At 35.8% G+C, this 19,787-nt stretch carries 17 protein-coding genes; 2 read left to right on the top strand and 15 right to left on the bottom strand.

Translation table 11 applies throughout. The features are described from left to right. Positions 1-152: 152 nt before the first annotated feature. Positions 153-401 carry a hypothetical protein gene (locus BW926_RS13100; protein ID WP_143756553.1) on the top strand — a complete coding sequence of 83 codons (249 nt, stop codon included), beginning with the start codon at positions 153-155 and terminating at the stop codon, positions 399-401. A 128-nt stretch (positions 402-529) separates the two neighbouring features. Here the strand turns inward: BW926_RS13100 and BW926_RS13095 are convergent, their stop codons facing one another. The 11 genes from BW926_RS13095 to BW926_RS13045 all read right to left on the bottom strand — a co-directional run bounded on the left by BW926_RS13095 (position 530) and on the right by BW926_RS13045 (position 15,319). After that, the gene (locus tag BW926_RS13095) at positions 530-1,312 is read right to left on the bottom strand and encodes an alpha/beta fold hydrolase (RefSeq protein WP_076447714.1); all 783 of its coding nucleotides are present in this window, start codon (positions 1,310-1,312) and stop codon (positions 530-532) included. Positions 1,313-1,326: 14 nt separating this feature from the next. Continuing rightward, entirely contained in the window at positions 1,327-2,316 is a 990-nt protein-coding gene (locus BW926_RS13090; RefSeq protein ID WP_228403455.1) for an NAD(P)H-dependent flavin oxidoreductase, read from the bottom strand. An 80-nt stretch (positions 2,317-2,396) separates the two neighbouring features. Next, positions 2,397-3,767 (bottom strand): peptidylprolyl isomerase, encoded by a 1,371-nt coding sequence (locus BW926_RS13085; RefSeq protein WP_076447712.1) that lies wholly within the window; start codon positions 3,765-3,767, stop codon positions 2,397-2,399. An 87-nt stretch (positions 3,768-3,854) separates the two neighbouring features. Beyond that, positions 3,855-4,778: a PfkB family carbohydrate kinase gene (locus BW926_RS13080; RefSeq protein ID WP_076447711.1), complete on the bottom strand. Its 924-nt coding sequence runs from the start codon at positions 4,776-4,778 to the stop codon at positions 3,855-3,857. Between the two features lie 28 nt (positions 4,779-4,806). Further along, positions 4,807-5,364: a gliding motility lipoprotein GldD gene (gene gldD, locus BW926_RS13075; RefSeq protein ID WP_076447709.1), complete on the bottom strand. Its 558-nt coding sequence runs from the start codon at positions 5,362-5,364 to the stop codon at positions 4,807-4,809. 310 nt (positions 5,365-5,674) lie between these two features. Then, complete coding sequence (gene mutY, locus BW926_RS13070; RefSeq protein WP_076447717.1) at positions 5,675-6,721, bottom strand: A/G-specific adenine glycosylase; 1,047 nt, start codon at positions 6,719-6,721, stop codon at positions 5,675-5,677. Positions 6,722-7,216: 495 nt separating this feature from the next. After that, positions 7,217-9,313, bottom strand: a complete 2,097-nt coding sequence (locus BW926_RS13065; RefSeq protein WP_076447708.1) for a M13 family metallopeptidase — start codon at positions 9,311-9,313, stop codon at positions 7,217-7,219. Positions 9,314-9,524: 211 nt separating this feature from the next. Further along, positions 9,525-11,576: a M13 family metallopeptidase gene (locus tag BW926_RS13060; RefSeq protein ID WP_076447701.1), complete on the bottom strand. Its 2,052-nt coding sequence runs from the start codon at positions 11,574-11,576 to the stop codon at positions 9,525-9,527. Between the two features lie 270 nt (positions 11,577-11,846). Continuing rightward, on the bottom strand, positions 11,847-13,097 hold the full coding sequence (locus BW926_RS13055; RefSeq protein ID WP_076447699.1) for a CinA family nicotinamide mononucleotide deamidase-related protein: 1,251 nt from the start codon (positions 13,095-13,097) through the stop codon (positions 11,847-11,849). A gap of 343 nt (positions 13,098-13,440) precedes the next feature. Further along, positions 13,441-13,980: a lipocalin family protein gene (locus BW926_RS13050; RefSeq protein WP_076447697.1), complete on the bottom strand. Its 540-nt coding sequence runs from the start codon at positions 13,978-13,980 to the stop codon at positions 13,441-13,443. Between the two features lie 133 nt (positions 13,981-14,113). Beyond that, entirely contained in the window at positions 14,114-15,319 is a 1,206-nt protein-coding gene (locus tag BW926_RS13045) for an NAD(P)/FAD-dependent oxidoreductase (protein ID WP_076447696.1), read from the bottom strand. Positions 15,320-15,430: 111 nt separating this feature from the next. Here BW926_RS13045 and BW926_RS13040 point away from each other — a divergent pair, with 111 nt between their 5' ends. Continuing rightward, positions 15,431-15,811, top strand: coding sequence for a SpoIIAA family protein (locus tag BW926_RS13040; protein WP_076447694.1), 381 nt, complete (start codon positions 15,431-15,433; stop codon positions 15,809-15,811). A gap of 45 nt (positions 15,812-15,856) precedes the next feature. Here the strand turns inward: BW926_RS13040 and BW926_RS13035 are convergent, their stop codons facing one another. The 4 genes from BW926_RS13035 to BW926_RS13020 all read right to left on the bottom strand — a co-directional run bounded on the left by BW926_RS13035 (position 15,857) and on the right by BW926_RS13020 (position 19,689). Then, positions 15,857-17,047: an MFS transporter gene (locus tag BW926_RS13035; protein ID WP_076447693.1), complete on the bottom strand. Its 1,191-nt coding sequence runs from the start codon at positions 17,045-17,047 to the stop codon at positions 15,857-15,859. A 135-nt stretch (positions 17,048-17,182) separates the two neighbouring features. Then, positions 17,183-18,049 carry a lipoyl synthase gene (gene lipA, locus BW926_RS13030; RefSeq protein WP_076447691.1) on the bottom strand — a complete coding sequence of 289 codons (867 nt, stop codon included), beginning with the start codon at positions 18,047-18,049 and terminating at the stop codon, positions 17,183-17,185. A gap of 143 nt (positions 18,050-18,192) precedes the next feature. Beyond that, a complete protein-coding gene (locus BW926_RS13025; RefSeq protein ID WP_076447690.1) occupies positions 18,193-18,753 on the bottom strand; it encodes an RNA polymerase sigma factor in 561 nt (186 codons plus the stop codon). Between the two features lie 129 nt (positions 18,754-18,882). Further along, the gene (locus BW926_RS13020; protein WP_076447688.1) at positions 18,883-19,689 is read right to left on the bottom strand and encodes a GLPGLI family protein; all 807 of its coding nucleotides are present in this window, start codon (positions 19,687-19,689) and stop codon (positions 18,883-18,885) included. Positions 19,690-19,787 lie beyond the last annotated feature (98 nt).

The following is a 19,787-nucleotide window of genomic DNA, read 5'->3' as shown; positions in this document are numbered from 1 at the left end:
TACTGATGAGTTCCAGATTATTAGTTTTTTAAATTGCAATCCAAAATTGCTAATTTTCTTGGAACTTTTTTGTCTAAATAAGTTTAAACAACTTCATTGTAAAATTGTTTTGCTGGGAAAATAATGATGACCCTAACTACAGTAGAAAGAGAATGGAAGCTCAAAAATATCTAAGCAGGAATGGGAAAAATTACCCAAAACATTGCAAGTGCCCCCTAGAAGAAATTTTTGAAAATGAAGATAATAATATTTTTATTTTTCAAGATAATTCAACAGGAAATTACAGTGGAACTAACAATATCTATTCAATCCCCCAATATATAGAAGAGCTACTGGAAACTCAGAAAAAATATATTGAACGGCTGGAAAAGGAAATTAAAGAATTAAAATCTAAAATATGAATTTCGTGCAAGAACGAATATTTTGTTTGAAATTGACAGTTTGTAGAAATATTTTAAATTTAGGCTAAAGCCAATTTGTGTATTAAAATTAAGCGGGCTAAAGCCCGCTCTTATTGATATTGCTGAATTTAAAATTTAAAATTTATTATTCTGTTGATAAACTCGGTTGATTTTTGCAAAACCACTTCCGGAATTTCTTTATGCGGTGTATGTCCTGTATTTGGAATGATAAACTTTTCGGCACGTCCGCTTACCTGAGAAACCGTTTTTTCAACCTGACTCAAAGTTCCATATTCGTCTGCATCTCCCTGAATGAATAATAACGGACTCGTAATATTTTTCAACAGGTCTTCAATATTCCAGCTTTTAAACCGGTCATTGAGCCAAATTTCAGTCCATGCTTTTACCATCATTTCTACTTTATCACCGTGGTATTTCTGAAGACGTTCCGGAAGATTTGTGGTTTTATAAGCATTAAAAGCATCTTGCACACCTTTTATTGTTATATCTTCCACAAAAATATGTCCTGCTTCACAGATAAGCGCTTTAATTTTTTCAGGGTATTTTGCAGCTGCAATTAATGCGATTGTTCCGCCGTCACTATGACCAAAAAGTACAGTTTCTTTTATGTTTAATTCATTCAATAAATCATTTAACCAATCTGCTTCCTGCTCCATGTAATTATTTTCCCTTTCGTAAGTCTGCATAGGAAAAGATCTGCCATATCCTAAGCGGTCATATACCAAAACATTGCACTTCGCCGATTGTGCCAAATTTGCCGGGAAATCTCTCCAGAGCTGAGTACATCCCAAAGAATCATGTAAAAATACAATTGTAGGCTTATTTTTAAATGAATTTTTGTATTCTATATAAAGTTTTTTACTATTAACATTGATGATCCTTCCTTCCATTATTTAACTTTAATTTAAAAATTCGGCATTTTTGCATCCTCAAATTCCTGTAATAAATTTCTGAAAACTGTTTCCACAGGAAGCACTTCATCAATCAAAGCAGAAACCTGACCGATTTCCAGCTCGCCTTCTTCCATATCCCCTTCAAACATTCCGCGTTTTGCTCTTGCACGTCCCAGGGAAGCAATCAAAGATTCTTTATTTCTTCCTACGTTGTAGATTTCTTCCAATTCGTTGAAAAACTTGTTTTTAACCATTCTTACAGGAGCTAATTCCTTTAATGTGAGATGAGTATCCCCTTCGTGAAGTTCTGTAATTTTCTTTTTCCAGTTTTCGTGGGCACTTGCTTCCAAAGTCGCTGCAAAACGGGAACCGATCTGAACGCCGTCTGCACCAAGAATCATAGCAGCTTTCATCTGAGAACCTAAAGCGATTCCTCCGGCTGCAATTAATGGCTTTGAAATATGTTTTCTTACGTTTGGGATGAGGCAAAAAGTAGTTGTTTCGTCTCTTCCGTTGTGGCCTCCCGCTTCAAAACCTTCTGCTACAATGGCATCAACGCCTGCATCTTCGCACTTCATGGCAAATTTGGTAGATGAAACTACGTGAGCCACTTTTAATCCTTCTTTTTGTAGGGTTTCTGTATACGTTTTCGGGTTTCCGGCTGATGTGAAAACAATTTTCACTCCTTCCTCCAGAATGATCTGAATAACTTCATCCAAATTCGGGTAAAGCATCGGAACATTCACCCCAAAAGGCTTATCCGTCGCCTGTTTACATTTTTGAATATTCTCTCTTAAAACATCTGGATACATGCTTCCTGCTCCTATCAAGCCCAATCCTCCGCAATTGGAAACAGCTGAAGCCAGCCTCCATCCGGAATGCCATATCATCCCTGCCTGGATGATCGGATATTTAATTGAGAAAAGTTCTGTGATTTTATTTTGCTGCGACTGCATTTCCTGAAGCTTCCTTGCTGTATTGAAATCTATAAAATTACCCATGCTGTAAAAATACTAAAAACAAAGATTCCATGAGAGTTTTGAGCATAAAAAAACCTCCAGAAGTTCTGAAGGTTTTTATTTTATTTTTTTACTGAATCTTTTTTCCAGCTTCCTTTGAAATTACATGAATCATAACGGCCGTCTATGGAGATAAATGTTGTCGGAAGTTTTGAGTTGACAAACTTTTCAACCATTTCGTTTCGTTTTTTATTGAGTGCCATCTGTTTGATTCTGTCGTAATCAGTTTCCAGCGTAATCTGGTGAGCAGGAATAACATCTTCTACCTTTACAATTTTTACGACTTTCCTTTTTCTTTCATCATCATCGTCGAAAGCAGAAGTAATATCACCTTTATTCAAGCCTGCTAACTCGTAGCTGATCGTTCCTGGAATCGTTTCTCTTTCAATTTTACTTGAGCCATCTGAACCAGCAATTATCCCAGCATTGAACTTTGTTCTTTTATCATCAGAAAATTTGAATGCCGCATCTTTGAAAGAAATCTTATTGTCTTTAATTAGAGTTCTGATACTATCCAGCTTTGCTTTAGCAATTTTAATTTCTTCATCAGTAGGGGTAGCCATCAGGAGAATGTGCCTTGCATCATAAATTTTTCCTGATTTTTTTACCAGCTGAATGATATGATATCCAAACTCTGACTCTACAGGATCTGAAATTTCCCCTTCCTGCAAGTTCAAAGCAGCTGCTTCGAAAGGTTTTACCATCTGCCCTTTTGAAATATTCTTCATAAGACCTCCGTTTGAAGCTGAGCCCGGGTCTTCAGAGTAGATTCTCGCCTGACTTTCAAAGCTTTCTCCTCCTTCGATATCTTTTTTAATTTTCTTTAGTCTGTTGATAAGATCATCCTTATGAGCTTCTGTAAGCTTAGGATACATCATGATCTGAGCCAGGGAAACCTCATCTTTGATCTCAGGCAATTGAGATTTGTACAGGTTGAAAAAGTCTGTTACTTCATTAGGGGTAACATCTGCTTTTTCAGTAACTCTCTGATATTTAGCTTGTCCGTAATATGTATCAATATCGATTTTCTCGATGGCATTTTTCATTTCGTACCCGTTTCTGAACTTATAAGCAGCCAACATGGTTTTTTCGTCAGGAAACTGAGATAGCAACTGCTGATATTTTGCATTAGCTTGTTCCTTGACTGCTGCAGAACGGTTTTCAATTAAAGTATCTTTTTTAGCTTCATACACTAAAAGCTTGTTATTCAGAAGGTTTTCCAAAAACTCACATTTGTCAATGTTAGAAGCTCCCTGCTGTTTTGCATAGTTCATCTGTTCGTTCACATCAGATTCCAAAACAATTTCATCACCGATTACAGCAGCAATACCATCCACTAATTCTCCTTGTTTCAGCTGAGCTTTCATCATATTTGTTGCGAACAACATGATGAAAATTCCAAAAAGAAAAGTGATCTTAAGTTTATTTGTCATTTTAGTATTTTAAACAAGTTGCAAATTTAGAATTCTTAATGAATTATGCTAAATTTTTTATTATAAATATTTCTTAAAAAGACGTATTTATTGTAGTTCAACGTCGAAAGTTGTCAATTCTTTAAATTGTCTCAATCTGCTGAACATATCAGACTCTTTTACCTCTTCGATTCTTTCCGTTCCGAATTTTTCAACTGTAAAAGAAGCCATTGCAGAACCTACGATCAGTGCAGATTTCATCGTTTCAAAATCAAATTTACCTTTTTTAGCAAGATAAGCGGCAAACCCACCTGCGAAAGTATCTCCAGCACCCGTAGGATCAAAAACATCTTCCAAAGGCAATGCAGGGATCGCAAATACTTTATTATCATGAAAAAGTAAAGCCCCGTGCTCACCTTTTTTGATAATTACATATTTTGGGCCCATTGTATGGATTTTTTTAGCTGCTTTTACCAGAGAATATTCACCTGAAAGCTGTCTTGCCTCTTCGTCATTAATGGTTATTACATCTGTTTTAGCAATCATATCCAATAAAATATCCAAAGCAGAATCCATCCAGAAATTCATGGTATCAAGGATAACTAATTTTGGACGGTTGTTCATTTTTTCAAGAACTGAAAGCTGTACGCCGGGATGAAGATTTCCCAATAATAAAATTTCGGCATCCTGCATAGAATCAGGTATTTTCGGATCAAAATTTTCTAAAACATTTACCTCTGTAGCTAAGGTATCTCTTGTATTAAGATCATTGTGATATTTTCCTGCCCAGAAGAAAGTTTTTCCTTCTTTTACGATCTCAATTCCTTCTATATTAATGTCTCTGTCTGTAAACATATCAAGGTGTTCCTGAGGAAAATCTCCTCCTACAACAGAAACGATTCCGGATTTCACACCCAAAATAGATGAAGTGATCCCGATATATGTGGCTGCACCTCCTAAAATTTTATCAGTTTTTCCAAATGGCGTCTCGATCGCGTCGAACGCAACACTTCCTACAACTAAAAGTTTCATATTTTTTTCAAAGTATATTAATTAATAATTAATTTTTCCATTCAAATGTGTCGAGCAGATGTTTCATATCTTTTTTGATGTAATCTACTGCAGGAGCCAAAGAATCGGGCTTTGGCCTTGTATTGAAGTATAAATAAGCCGTCACGAAATGCTTCGTGCTGTCTGTAATGTAAAATTGAAGATTGGATGCGCTCTGCCCTTTTAGTTCGTAAAAGTTTCCGTAAACCTTTTTATTAGGATATTCGAAAGACTTCGTATCGATCGCGCTTGCTTTAATGGTATGCTCATAAACCATTTTCTCAGCTTCCTGAATGTGCGCCGCAAAATCGTTTTTGATCGGATAATACGTCACGAAAACTTTAGCTTTCAATTTCGGATAGTTTAAGTAATACCAGCAGGGTCTTTTGGCTTCCGTAATTTTTGCAAAATCTGAATATTCAAAGGTGTATGCACAATTGTTTTCAAATTTCTGATATTTTGGTGCCGGATATTCAAGACGAAGCTCCCCGTAAGGCTTCGGAACAGGATCTTTCCCGCAAGATACCAAAAGTAAGGCTACAAAAATAAATGAGGCGTTTTTAAACATTTTGCAAAAGTACAAATTAGATTTTAGATTTTGGAAGACAAATTTCAGGATTTCAGCGGGTCTTGAAATTGGAATTAAATATTGTTTGGATATTCTGTTTTTAACACAAAAGACGTTAAGCTTTTTAACTACTATTCGTTTTTAGTTCGCAAGGCGTTTCACTTAAGTAATCACGAAGATTTTAACGATTATAAATTACCACAAAGTTTGTCATTTCGTAGGAATCTAAGCAATTATTCTTTTAATTAAATCACTCAAAAACGACGTTTCGATTTCTACGGAATGGCAAACTTTCTAGTTATTTTTATTATTACAAAATTTTGTATGCTGTATCGTAATTTTGAATGTAATTTTCCAAAGGTTTTGGGAAAGATCTTTCATGAGAGCCTTCAACATTCGTCACAATGAAGTTATTCTTAGCAAGAAAATCTTCCCAGACATCTTCTGAATCGACCTCAACGTTGAAAATTTCTATGCTTAAATTTTTGTGCGTTAGTTTATGATTAACCAATTTTACACTTTTAATAAAAGGAATCAATTCATCGGAAATCTCAGGTGGAAATTCAAATAATTTCTTCCAGATAAAATCATCTTTCCGCTGCTGAATTAAAAACTCACCATTTCTGTGGACAAAATAATATTTTAAATGCAGGTCTTCTGACTTTATTTTTTTCTTTTTAACAGGAAATTCTGAGACTTTACGTAATAAAAAAGCCAGACAATCTTCATTTAAAGGACATTCATTGCAAAAGGGATTTTTGGGTTTACAAATTTCGGATCCCAAATCCATTATCGCCTGATTGAAATCGCCCACATTTTCAGGTAAAATCAAATGCGCCAGCTCTGAGAAATAATTGAAGGCGTGCGAGTTTGAAATATCAAAATCATCCGCAAAAGCGCGGCTTAAAACCCGGTAAAAATTACCGTCAACAGCTGGTATCTTCCCGTCAAAACAAATACTTGAAACCGCTGCTGCCGTATATTTCCCGACTCCTTTTAATTTTAAAATTTCTTCATATTTATGAGGAAAAACTCCATGATGCTCATTCATGATCTGTTGCGCGGCCTTATGTACATTGATCGCTCTTGAATAGTATCCTAAGCCTTTCCAATACAGTAAAACTTCATTTTCTTCAGCTTCGGCTAAAGTTTTTACATTCGGAAATCTCTTAATGAAATTATTATAATGACCTAATCCTTGATTAATTCTTGTCTGCTGAAAAACAATCTCACAAACCCATATTTTATATGGATCTTTCGTCTGTCTGAAAGGCAAATCACGGGCGTTTTTCTTGTACCAGCTCAGGAGTTTGTTTCCAATGTGTTTGAAGCTTGAATCTTGTTTTGTCTTTTCCAAATCTTTGTCTGCTGCATTTTTTAGATGTTTCGACAAGCTCGGCATAATATCCTGCTATAAACGGTTAGCATTAGAAATGTCATCTGAGCTTGTAGAAGCAACTTTTTATTAATGCAAAGATAATTTAATTTTATTTTTTTACGGAATAAACCGGGGTGCTTTTTGTCTATTGGTAGTTGAGGTGTTTTTGTTTCGCGATGAAACGATAACCCTCCATTTTTTTTAAGGTTGTAAGCTAACTCACAATCAGTGATCTATTTTTTTGAATGTTCTGAATAGCTTATTAAAGTCTATTTTTACCTCGCTTCCACCAACATCATATTAAACATTGTCATATTCCTAAACTATGAAAAACAATAAAAAACGAGGCTGTCTCAAAAATACTTCCTCTCCCGGGTTCCTTGTCTGACAACTTTTTTCATTTAGTACATTCTCAGAGCACCATTTTACCTTTTGAGACAGACTCTTTTTTAGTTATAACAATTTTGGGTTGTCTTACCAAATTTTTATTCTGTCCTGAGGAGCTTTATACATTTTGTCTCCTGATTTAATGTCAAATGCCTTGATGAAAGAATCCTGATTCACCAACGGTCCGAAAGCCCTGAAAACTCCCGGAGAGTGCGGATCTGTCTTCACTTGGTTTACCATATATTGATCTGTAGATTTTGTTCTCCATACTGTCGCCCAGCTCATGAAGAATCTCTGATCCTGAGTGAAGCCGCTGATTAACCCCGGATTTCCGTGATCTTTTAGGTACATCTGAAGAGCGTCGTAAGCTACTGCTACCCCACCCAGGTCACCGATATTTTCACCGCTTGTGAATTTTCCGTTCACAAAACTTCCTTTTACCGGCTCATAAGCGCTGTACTGGGCCGCCAGCTGACCAACTTTTGTATCAAAGTTTTTACGGTCTGCATCTGTCCACCAGTTATTTAAGTTTCCATCTCCGTCAAATCTTGATCCGCTGTCATCAAATCCGTGAGAAATTTCGTGGCCGATAACCGCACCGATTCCTCCAAAATTAACCGCAGCATCAGCATTTGGATTATAGAAAGGAGGCTGAAGAATTGCTGCAGGGAATACGATTTCGTTGTTTGAGCCGCTGTAGTATGCATTTACCGTTTGCGGAGTCATTCCCCATTCTGCTTTGTCAACAGGTTTTCCTACTTTGTCTAAATTTCTCTGGTATTGCCAGGCTGCTACATTCTGGAGGTTAGAATATAAAGTTGCCCCCGATTTTGGAGATTCCACTTTTAGCTGGGTGTAGTCTTTCCATTTGTCCGGATAAGCGATTTTTACAGTGAATTTTGATAATTTATCCTGAGCTTTTACTTTTGTAGCCGGGGACATCCAATCCATGTCGTTAATGTGTGTCTTAAATGATTTTAAAATATAATCAATATAAGTTTCCATCTGTTGTTTTGCTTCAGGAGTGAAATGTTTTTCGACATACAATTTACCGAAAGCCTCACCCAAAACACTATTTACAAGAGAGAGGCCTCTTTTGTTCATCGGACGCTGCTCTTTTTGCCCTTGAAGATATTTGGAATAAAAATCAAATCTGATCTGCTCCAAATTTTCATCCAAATTACTCGCATTGCCATTAACTAAATGATATTTCAGGTAATCTTTCAGCAAAGGAAGGTTTTTCTGTGTAAGGAACGAATCCATGTTCTGATAATATTTCAATTCGCCAACGATTACCCTATCTGTATTTACTCCTGCATCTTTCAAATATTTCGGAAGATTGATGTTTTTTACTAAAGCCGGCAGTTCCGATACATTTTTCGGATTATATCTTAAATTGGCATCTCTGTTTTGCTCAAGCGTCAATAGATAATTGGCCAGCTGCTTTTCGAAATCAACCACATTTTTTGCGGCTGCATCAGCATTTTTATATCCTAAAACGCCAAACAGTTTTCCAACGTAAGACTGGTATTCTGCCAGGGTTTTTGTGTTGGCTTCATTTACTTTCTGATAATAATCTCTTCCCAAACCAAGATCCGGCCCGCCAAGATATATGGCATTCATTTTAGAATCTTTCATATCCGCGCTTACTCTCCAGCCGTAGAAAGAATTGTCTCCCAGCTTTGTCGCTTCCAATAAATATTTCTGAAGATCGTTAAGATTTTTAATCGCATCAATTTTTGCGATATCTCCTTTAATTGGAGCTAAACCTTCTGCATTTCTTTTCGATGTATCCATGAAAGAAGCATATAGATTTTGGATTTTCTGTCCTTCTGAACCTTCTGAATATGATTCTGACAAAATTTTGTTTAAAATATCCAGCGAAGCATCATCAACATTTTCTCTCAACGCATTGAAAGATCCCCAGCTTGCCTTATCGGAAGGGATCTGAGTGGTTTTCACCCAATTTCCATTCACATAGCTAAAAAAATCATCCTGCGGACGAACCGTTTTATCCATGTAAGATAAATTGATACCTTCTTCTTTTATTTCTTCTTTCACTGGCTGTACAGCAACTTCTTTCATAGGTTCTGGTCTTGGGTTATCTGCGGTTTTCACCGTACCACATGAGTTTAAAAATACTAACCCCGAAAAGGCAAGTATTCCAATATTTAGCTTTTTCATTAAAGATAATTTTTGATTTTACACAAACTTACCAAATATACAAATTTTATGATAGTTAGAAATTATGAGTGATGGGTTATGTATACTCATTAAATTTTGGCTAAGCCTGATTTGATTTTTTTGATTTGAAAACGGGCTAAAGCCCATTTCTATTGCTAAAAACAAAAAAACCGCTCATTGCTGAACGATTTTTATCTTAATAAAGTTTCTATTACCAGATTTTGATTCTGTCTTCAGGTTTTTTGTAAAGCTTGTCTCCTTCTTTCACATCGAATGCTTTGTAGAAGGCATCAACGTTTGTCAAAGGTCCGAAGCTTCTAAAATATCCAGGAGAGTGTGGATCTGTTTTCACTTGGTTTACCATGTATTTTTCACTGGATAAAGTTCTCCAAACTGTTGCCCAGCTTAGGAAGAATCTCTGATCTTGTGTATAACCAGTGATGGCTCCAGGGTTTCCTTTATCTTTTAAATACATTTGAAGTGCATCATAAGCGATGTTTACACCACCTAAATCTGCAATATTTTCACCGTTTGTAAAGGTTCCGTTTACAAAAGTTCCTTTTACAGGTTCGTATTTATCGTACTGAGAAGCAAGCGCTTTTGTTGCTTTTTCGAAGTTTGCTTTATCTTCTGGAGTCCACCAGTCTACTAAGTTTCCGTCTGCATCGAACTGTGCTCCGGAATCATCGAATCCGTGGCTCATTTCGTGACCGATAACTGCACCGATTCCACCGAAATTCACGGCAGCATCAGCTTTAGGATTGAAGAAAGGTGGCTGAAGAATGGCAGCAGGGAAAACGATTTCGTTGTTTACCGGATTGTAGTAAGCATTTACCGTCTGTGGAGTCATTCCCCATTCTGTTTTGTCAACTGGTTTTCCAATTTTTGCTAAATCTTTATTGTACTCCCATTCTGCAATATTCTGAAGGTTAGAGTATAAATTTCCGCCTTTAGCCTCGGAAACGATATTTAATTTGGAATAATCTTTCCATTTGTCCGGATAAGCAACTTTTACGGTAAATTTGTTTAATTTATCCATTGCTTTTTCCTTTGTTGTAGAAGACATCCAGGTTAATCCGTTAATGTGAACTGCAAAACTTTTCTTTAAGTAATCAATTAACTCAACCATTTGAGCCTTAGCTTCTGCCGGGAAATATTTTTCAACATATAATTTTCCGAAAGCCTCACCCAAAGTGCCGTTGATTAACTCGTAACCTCTTTTGTTTAAAGCTCTCTGCTCCTGCTGCCCTCTTAGATATTTACCATAAAAAGCAAATCTCATGCTATCCAGTTTTTCACTTAAATAAGAAGCACTCCCGTGGATCATGTGGAACTTCAAATAATCCTTGATTACCGGAAGATTTTTATCATTGATAAACTTGTCTAAATTTTTGTAATATCCTATTTCCCCGATGATTACCTTGTCTGTATTTACTCCAACAGCTTTAAGGTAAGCAGGAAGATTTACATTTTTAACCAAACCAGAAAGCTCAGCAATTGTTTTAGGGTTGTATTGAAGGGTATTGTCACGGCTCTGCTCGTTTGTTAAATAGGTCTGGGCAATGCTTTTTTCATAATCTACTATACCTTTTGCAGCCGCATCAGCATTTTTGTATCCTAATTCTTTCAGCATAGAAGCTACATACTTCGTGTATTCTGCGATAGCTTCCGTGTTTTTTTCGTTTACTTTCTGATAATAATCTCTTCCTAAACCTAGAGATGCATTTCCTAAATACACCGCGTTCATTTTAGAATCTTTCAAATCTGCATCTACACCCCATCCATAGAAATTATTTTCACCTTCTTTGGTAACTGAAGTGAGATAATTCTGAAGATCCGTAAGGTTTTTGATCGCATCGATCTTGTTGATGTTGGCCTGAATAGGTTTGATTCCATCAGCGTTTCTCTTCGTCATGTTCATGTACGTAGCGTACAAATCCTGGATTTTTTTGCCCTCAGTTCCGTCTGCAAATTTATCTTTTAGAAGAGAGTTCAGGATCGTCATGGAATTATTGTCTGTATCTTCAGCCAATTTGTTGAAACTTCCCCATGTTGGTTTATCAGAAGGGATTTTGGCAGTTTTCATCCATGTTCCGCTTACATAGTTATAGAAATCATCTTGTGGACGAACTGATTTATCCATCAGGCTAAGGTCCAGACCTTTGTCTGTATTGGCAACTGTTTTCACAGCACTAGCTTGCGCGCTCACATTTTGTGAACAAATCCCTGCTAATAAAAATAGAGAAAGCGTTAATTTTTTCATTATAATTACAATTTATACAATAGGTATATTTTTTTTTTAATTTGTTACGGAAAATTTATTATTTATTAAATGGCTGTTACCCTATGGTTTGCTGATTTTTTTATATTTAAAATTTCGATGTATCCGTGGCTTGTCATAATGCTTAATTTTAACGCAAAGCTCGCAAAGATTTTTTTACTACTAATTGTTTTTAAGGCTCGGAAAGGCGTTTCACTAAGCTAAGAACACAATGGTTTTTAATTATTAGATATTACAGACAATCAGATAAAATTATTCCGAAATTAAAATCCCTACCAGATCCTGAATGACTTTCTGAGAGACAAAATACATAAAATCAAGCCTATCCAGATGAGGCATATAAAGCTTTGAAGTGACCTCTTTATCATTTACCCGGATGGTGTAAAAAACCGTTCCTACCTCCTTTCCGTCTTCGCCTTTTCCCGGCCCTGCAACCCCTGTTGTGGAAAGAGAAATATTTGTATTAAATAGTTCCTGGCAACCTTCTGCCATTTCTGCAGCAACCTGTTCGCTCACAACTGTAAATTTGTCAACCGTTTCTTTTTTTACCTTTAAAATTTCAATTTTCTTTTCCGTTGCGTAGGCTACTATTCCTCCTAAAAAGTACTTTGAACTTCCGGAATTTGAGGTGATCATTTTGGCTAGTTCGCCGCCTGTACAGCTTTCTGCGGTAGAAATTGTTAGTTTTCTTTCCGTTAAAATTTCAGCAAGAATTTTTTCAATTTTATCTTCGGAAGTTGCAATGACATTGTCTTTAATTAAAGGTAATAGTTTTTGAATTTCTTCTTCTAATTGTTCTTGTAAAACAGCTTCATTCTCACCTGTTGCCGTCAGCCTCAGCTTTACGCGAGTTCCGACCGGAAGGTATGACAATGCTAAGTTCGAAGGCAGGGCAAGCTCCCAGTTTTCGATGGTATCTGCCAGAATACTCTCAGGAATCCCTACAACGGAAACTATTCTTGTCGAAATATAATTTAGCTTAAACTTTTCCTGTAAATAAGGAATAATTTGATCTTTTATCAATGGTTTTACTTCATATGGAACACCGGGCAGACTGAACAGCAGCTTTCCATTCTGCTCCATCATTATACAGGGCGCTGTTCCGTAATGATTCTGAAAAACAGTGGATTTTGTAGGGACAAAGGCCTGCTCACGGTTTCTTTCAAGGATCTCGAGCCGGCCGCGTTTTTCCATATAAGCTTTTAAATGATTAAAAGTAGCCGTATCAAGTGCAATTTCGTCATTAAAAAATTCTGCGATGGCTTTTTTGGTTTTATCATCTCGTGTAGGGCCCAGTCCGCCTGTTGTGATGATCAAATCGCCCATCTCAAAAGCGGACTGTATGGTATTTTGAATGGTTTCAATTTCATCTGAAATAGTGAAAATCTGTGAAACCTTTATTCCTATATTTTTAAGTTCTGCAGCAATGAAATTAGAATTGGTATCTACCGTATTTCCTGATAAAATTTCGTCTCCAATGGTAATTAAAACAGCTTTTTCCATATATAATTCTTGAGAAAAATTCTTTTACAAATGACGTGAAATTCGGTGGTCGAGACAAGATAAATTGATTTTTTCTATTTTTGTCTGAAATTGCTTAAACTATAATTATATTGTTGTGTGTTTTAATTATCGTAAAGACATACAAAATTTGATTTTGATTTGTTTTAAATTAAGATAACAAAGGCGTTTGACTCGTAGAATCTTCGATTTACTTAATTTCGAAATAGAAAGATTAAAATGTACAACCAGTATATCCTTGATTGCACAAAGCCTTAATATCTCTATGATCAATAGAATATTAATACTTATTTCTGAAAATTAAGTCCATATATTTATCAATACATTAATTATGCTTTACCCAAATCAGCTCATCCGTATTGTAACCTATTTTTTTTGCTTTTTCCAAAAATCTTTGTCGGATACTTTCCGGAATTTCCTTTGTTCTTGAGAGAATCCAAAGATATTTCAGACTGCTTCCTGCAACAAGAGCATACTGGTAATTATCATCAATATCTATGACATTATAGCCTGCCCAAATGGGCTTAAAAAAAGAAACTTTTAAACGGGCTTCTGTTTTTTCATTAACAAATTTTGCCTCGCCGATGGATTCTTTCCATTCTTTTTTAATGTAGTTATATCCTCTGTTCTGCACCCTGATTGTACCATTTGGATTTAATGAATAATTGGCTGTAACATTATCCATATTTTTTTCAAATTTGTAATCGAATCTGGCAATTTCGTACCATTTTCCAAGATATTTATCTGAATTAAAGTTTTGTAAAGCCATTGCACCTTTAGGAATCCCCACCGAACATGAATTTAAAATAAATAATCCTATAAAGCCCAAAGAAACGGGAATTGCAATTTTTTGAAGCGTTTTCATAATAGTAATTTTTGTGAGGTGTTGCAAAAGTCCAAAAATGATGCCTTAAACATTCATTATAATTTCACAATTTATATGTTTTCAGGTTAGTTTCAGTTTTCGGCAGCGGCTTCGCCGCCGCCGAAAACTGAAACTAACGACCAAATTTAAAATATCTTGATAACGGATGCTTCTTACGTTTCATAAAAAAGGAAGCCATTTCCATCCCGGTTACAGAGAATGTAATGCCGTTTCCTCCGAAGCCCAGTACAAAATATGAGTTTTTGAAATTTTTATGTTCGCCGATATAAGGGAGGCCGTCTTTTGTTTCTCCAAAAGTTCCTGCCCATATAAAATCGGTATAGAAATTATAATCGGGTTTTATTTTTTTTAAAATCCTTAGAATTTCTTTTTCCTTTTTGTTAAGCAAGGCATCCCTTTTTCCCGCGTCGTAGAAATCTTCGTCGCCACCACCTATCAGCAGCCTGCCATCATCAGTTGTACGCATATACATATAAGGTTTATCGGTATTCCAGACCAGGGTATTGATGATGTTTTTAAACTTTTTCTTATCGATTTCCGAAACTAGGGCGTAGGTACTTTTTAAATTAACAAAGTTTTCTTTAATTAAATTTTTACTTTCATAGCCGATACAGTAGATCATTTTTTTAGCTTTAATCTGAAATCCGGAATCAACGGTCACCAAATTAAAACCCTTATAATATTCTACTTTGTTCATTTCCGTTTTATCGAAAATTTGCAGTCCTCCTTTTATATTTAATTTTAAAAGCTCATGTGAAAACTTAAAAGCATCAATACTTGCTCCCTGCTTTGAGAGGATTCCTCCAAAAGTTTTTTCAAAACCGAAACGATCTTCAATCTCTTCAGCTTCCAACCATTTAACGTCAAAACCGGCACTTTTCCTTGCTTCAAATTCTTTTTTCAGCCACTGACTGTCTTTTTTATTGGAAGCATAATACAGTGACTTCTTTCTTTTGAAGCCAGAGCCTGATTTAATTTCTTTTGAAAGCTTTTCTATTTTGTCAATAGCGTCAGAACAGGCTTTATAGCTTCTGAGAGCGCCCTTTTTTCCTACTTTCATGATAAGCTCAGAAAGAGGAATATCTATCTCGTACTGCAGCATTGAGGTTGTTGCCGAAGTGCTTCCATTACAGATTTCGCGTTTGTCAATAAGAATTGTTTTATACCCTTCCATTACCATTTGGTGGGCAATCAGGGAGCCCGTAATTCCTCCGCCTACAATAAGAACATCACATTCTTCATTTGATTTAAGTGACGGATATGAAGTAATCAGTCCATTTTTTAAAAGCCAGAATGGTTCATTTGATCTTAGGTTCATAGTATTATTTTCTTAAAACAAACAAGAATTGCGCCTTTCTTTTTATAAAAATTAAATAATGGTTTAATTTTTGTTGTCGTCTAAAATTAAACCTCACTTAAAAATAAAAATATGATAACTATTATTCCAGAAGCTCCAGAGAATGTTGCGGCTTTCAATGCAACGGGAGAAGTAACAAAAGAAGATTTTGAAAACTTTGTGATTCCTAAAGTAAAAGAAAAGGTAGACCAGTTCCATGAGCTGAATTATCTGCTGTATCTGGATACGGATCTGGAAAATTTTACAATGGGAGCTTGGCTGCAGGATGCGCTTTTAGGATTAAAAAACCTGGTAAAGTGGAACAGAACTGCTATTGTTACGGATAAGGAAGGCGTACAGAAATTCACTGATATATTCAGTGTTGTAATGCCGGGAGAATTTAAATCTTTTCCAAAAGAAAACCTTTATAATGCTCTTTACTGGTGCAAAAACGGCAATGAAGTTGAAGCTTAATTCTTCTTCAAAAAAAAGAGAAGCAAAATTGCTTCTCTTTTTTATTTAAAAACTTTCAATAGAAACTTCTTCTTTTTCAACGGCTTGAGATCCGTATAAGCTTTTATACCTTAAAGCGATAATTAACCCTATCAGCGTCATTCCCACCCCTACCAATGAAGGATAATTAAACGGATATCCTTTTTCCAGCGGTATCCCGCCCAGAAAAGCACCCATAGCATTAGCAATATTAAATGCTGCCTGCATAAACGCCGCCGCCATCATTTCGCTTTTTGGAGCCGCTTTCATCATCATAATATTGATAGGCGCAGCAACAGACATTGATAAAGCTCCACAGATAAATGTAAGAGCCAGCGATACATTCTTATATTCTGAAAGGAAAAATACACCTGCCAAAGAAATCATCATTAAAAGCAGCAACAAGGCACAGGTTTTTTCAGGACTTAACCTGTCTGATAAATATCCGCCGACAAGATTCCCGACTACCATCCCGCCACCGGCAAGAATCATTACGTAAGCCATCTGACTTTCTTTAATACCAGATATTACAGTCATTAAAGGAGTAATATAGCTAAACCAGGTGAAAAGACCTCCAAAGCCAATAGCCGTTATCATTAAAACAAACCAGGCCTGTTTTTTTCTCAGGAATTTCAGCTCTTCCATAAAATGGGTATCCTGATTAGAATCCAGCACAGGAAGCCACAGCTTTAAAAATAATAAAGCAAACAACCCGATAACCGCTACAATTGCAAAATACCACCGCCAATGGAATACATGCCCGATATAAGTCACCAAAGGTACCATCGCAAGATTAGCTATGGTAAGCCCCGTAAACATTAGAGAAATATAAAAAGCTTCCTTTCCCTTTCCGGCCATTCTTGCCGCGACAACAGTTCCTACCCCGAAAAATGCACCATGCGGAAGGCCTGATAAAAACCGGATAACCAGCATTGTGTAATAACCCGGTGCAACGGCAGATAATCCGTTAAACAGGGTAAAGATCATCATCAGCACAATTAAAACTTTTTTCGGAGGAAATTTTACGGAATAACCTATCAAAATCGGGGCTCCGATGACTACTCCCAGCGCATATGCCGAAATCAGATGTCCCGCCTCCGGAATAGAAATCTGAAGCGATCTTGCAATATCCGGCAACAGCCCCATTACGGTAAATTCTGTAGTTCCGATACCTAGTCCACCGATTGCTAAGGGTATAATTCTTTTATCTAGTTTCATGTATTTTTAAACTTAATTTAATACAAGGTTAAACGTTTATTCAATTTAAATCTTAATTAATAAAAAATATTAATTAAGCAGTTTCAAATTAATCCATTTTTAAAGAAAATCGCCCTTTTTAAAGAGCGATTTATATTAGTAAATATGTTTTTCTGCATGGTAAGAGCTTCTCACCAAAGGTGAGCTTTCCACATGTCTGAACCCTAAGCTTTTTGCAAAATCTCCCAACTCATCGAACTCTTCCGGGGTGATGAATTTTTTTACGGGCAGATGTTTTTTTGTCGGCTGCAGATATTGCCCCAAAGTAATTACATCCACATTGGCATTTCTGATATCTTCAATAGTCTGGAAAACTTCATCTTTTGTTTCACCCAAACCAAGCATTACTCCTGTTTTTGTTCTTCTTTGTCCGGCTTCTTTCAAATATCTTAATACCTCAAGGCTTCTTTCATATTTTGCCTGAATTCTTACCTCTCTTGTCAGACGTTTTACCGTTTCCATATTGTGAGATATCACTTCCGGAGCTACTTCTACCAATCGGTCAATATGCTTTGTAATGCCCTGGAAATCTGGAATAAGCGTTTCCATTGTGGTTCCCGGGGAAATTCTTCTTACGGCATTCACGGTTTCCGCCCAAAGGATTGATCCCATGTCTTTTAGGTCATCGCGGTCAACTGAAGTTAAAACCGCGTGCTTGATTTTCATTAATTTAATCGAACGTGCCACTTTTTCAGGCTCATCCCAGTTTACATCAAGTGGTTTTCCGGTTTTTACCCCGCAAAATCCACAGCTTCTGGTACAGATATTCCCTAAAATCATGAAAGTAGCCGTTCCTTCTCCCCAACATTCGCCCATATTCGGGCAGCTTCCACTCTGGCAAATTGTGTTTAATTTATATTTATCAACCAAAGTTCTTAGTTCTCTGTAATTCTTTCCTGTAGGAAGTTTTACTCGAATCCATTTTGGTTTCTGAACGGTAGTATCCTGAGCTAAATTCTCCATTTATTTCTAAAATTGACCTCAAAGTTAGTGAATTTTTTATCGAAACAATCAAAGACTGGGATTGATGAAACTTATAATTTTGATTTAAGCTAAATTAAAAAAACTTGTCAAGGTTTTAAACATTGACAAGGCTTTGTGAGATGTTAAATATCTTCAAATTCGTTATTTTTTAACAATTCAGCCAAGACTTTCTTAGCACGCATCACCCGGACTTTAGTATTGGCAACGGAAATTCCCAGCTCTTCCGCAATTTCCTTGATGCTTTTTTCTTCAAAAAATCTTAATCTGATGATATCCTGATAATTGGCATCTAAAGATTCAATGATTTTGATAATTTTTTTCTGCTCTTCATTAGAGATCATGAGCTCTTCCGGTGACATTGCATACTGGTTTTTCACCTCATCCAGATTTTCTGTAGGGTCCTGATTTTCGCGGGTCTTTTTCCTCCAAAAATCAATTATCATATTTTGAGCAATGGTCAAAACCCATGTTTTAAACTGAAAATGAGAATCGTACATATCCAGTTTTGATAAAACTTTTGAAAAGACATTCACCGTAATTTCATCTGCATCATGTTCATCCCTTACTTTCTTCATCACAAAAGAAAAGACATCAACCCAAAAGATGTTGATGAGCCTGGTCTGAGCTTTCTGGTCTTTTTCCTTCGCTTTAGTGATAAGCTGGAATAATTGTTCGTCGTTCATTACTAACAAATATAGTCGATTTTGACCGAAACACAAAAGCCAGCCTAATATACAAGCCTTGAAGGTTTAAGCAGACAGTTTATTTTTTGGTTTGAAATGACTTCGTTTATCTGTATTGGCAATTATTGATTAATATGGGCTAAGTTCAATAGGATTATATAATTCTCCATTTTGCCGTGAAGTTCTGTTAAGCTTTCTTACCATTTCAGGATCTCCATTTTCTAGTATTTTTGAATAATCTCTTTCCATGTAAGAATTTTTTCTCCACTGATAAACCTTTTCTTTTTTTGCAGGTTTTATATTTTTATACATATTAGCGAAAGGACATATTTCATTTCTTTTTTTCAATTTATAAAGCTTATAATGAAAATCATCTTTTTCATCGTACAGTTCCATAATAAGCCCCGGAAGCTTATTAAATTTGTATGGCCCAAAATTGAAAGGAATCTTTGGATTAAAATAAGCGATCCAGTTTCTTCCATACTTTGCGGTTACAGCTTTTTGGCATCGGGCATTTCCTATGTTTTTGAATTCATTAACTACTTTCCATTCTATATTATTAGGTTCATCATATGATATATATGCTGTAGCAATAGGCCCTGTTACATATATTTTACCACTAGTAGTTCCTATATTTTCAGGGTATTCGCAGTCATATTTTGCAAATGTGGTATAATCTGTAAGCGGGTCTCCTGTCTCTTTTAATTTTTTATAATATTTTAAGGAATCTTCTACATAAAGATTCATGCTTTTAAAATACGATTCTTTATCATTCATCATGAGGATGAATGTTGTGAGTTGGCTTTTTGCATTTGGCCGATTAAAGTTTTTATATTCTAAAGTGTACATAGCTTCATATTGCAAATTAAAACTTTTCTGAGCTTGTACCAGTAAAGCAAAGAAAACAAAAACTGAAAATAAAATTCTTCTTTTCATAATGAAGTTGTTTAAACTTTTAATTTTTTGATTAATCTTAAAGAAAATGCTAAAAAATGCAGATTCTTCCAAGTAATATCCAACGTTTCAAATCTTAT

It is taken from the genome of Chryseobacterium sp. RU37D (genome assembly GCF_900156075.1).
GTDB lineage: Bacteria > Bacteroidota > Bacteroidia > Flavobacteriales > Weeksellaceae > Chryseobacterium.
The sequence above is the reverse complement of the archived record's forward strand: the minus strand, read 5'-3'. Positions and strand labels throughout refer to the sequence as shown.

Bases quoted from the DNA above. Each gene is read 5' to 3' on its own strand.
- BW926_RS13100 (WP_143756553.1), top strand. From the start codon at position 153: ATGGAAGCTCAAAAATATCTAAGCAGGAATGGGAAAAATTACCCAAAA.
- BW926_RS13095 (WP_076447714.1), bottom strand. From the start codon at position 1,312: ATGGAAGGAAGGATCATCAATGTTAATAGTAAAAAACTTTATATAGAA.
- BW926_RS13090 (WP_228403455.1), bottom strand. From the start codon at position 2,316: ATGGGTAATTTTATAGATTTCAATACAGCAAGGAAGCTTCAGGAAATG.
- BW926_RS13085 (WP_076447712.1), bottom strand. From the start codon at position 3,767: ATGACAAATAAACTTAAGATCACTTTTCTTTTTGGAATTTTCATCATG.
- BW926_RS13080 (WP_076447711.1), bottom strand. From the start codon at position 4,778: ATGAAACTTTTAGTTGTAGGAAGTGTTGCGTTCGACGCGATCGAGACG.
- gldD (WP_076447709.1), bottom strand. From the start codon at position 5,364: ATGTTTAAAAACGCCTCATTTATTTTTGTAGCCTTACTTTTGGTATCT.
- BW926_RS13065 (WP_076447708.1), bottom strand. From the start codon at position 9,313: ATGAAAAAGCTAAATATTGGAATACTTGCCTTTTCGGGGTTAGTATTT.
- BW926_RS13060 (WP_076447701.1), bottom strand. From the start codon at position 11,576: ATGAAAAAATTAACGCTTTCTCTATTTTTATTAGCAGGGATTTGTTCA.
- BW926_RS13055 (WP_076447699.1), bottom strand. From the start codon at position 13,097: ATGGAAAAAGCTGTTTTAATTACCATTGGAGACGAAATTTTATCAGGA.
- BW926_RS13050 (WP_076447697.1), bottom strand. From the start codon at position 13,980: ATGAAAACGCTTCAAAAAATTGCAATTCCCGTTTCTTTGGGCTTTATA.
- BW926_RS13045 (WP_076447696.1), bottom strand. From the start codon at position 15,319: ATGAACCTAAGATCAAATGAACCATTCTGGCTTTTAAAAAATGGACTG.
- BW926_RS13040 (WP_076447694.1), top strand. From the start codon at position 15,431: ATGATAACTATTATTCCAGAAGCTCCAGAGAATGTTGCGGCTTTCAAT.
- BW926_RS13035 (WP_076447693.1), bottom strand. From the start codon at position 17,047: ATGAAACTAGATAAAAGAATTATACCCTTAGCAATCGGTGGACTAGGT.
- lipA (WP_076447691.1), bottom strand. From the start codon at position 18,049: ATGGAGAATTTAGCTCAGGATACTACCGTTCAGAAACCAAAATGGATT.
- BW926_RS13025 (WP_076447690.1), bottom strand. From the start codon at position 18,753: ATGAACGACGAACAATTATTCCAGCTTATCACTAAAGCGAAGGAAAAA.
- BW926_RS13020 (WP_076447688.1), bottom strand. From the start codon at position 19,689: ATGAAAAGAAGAATTTTATTTTCAGTTTTTGTTTTCTTTGCTTTACTG.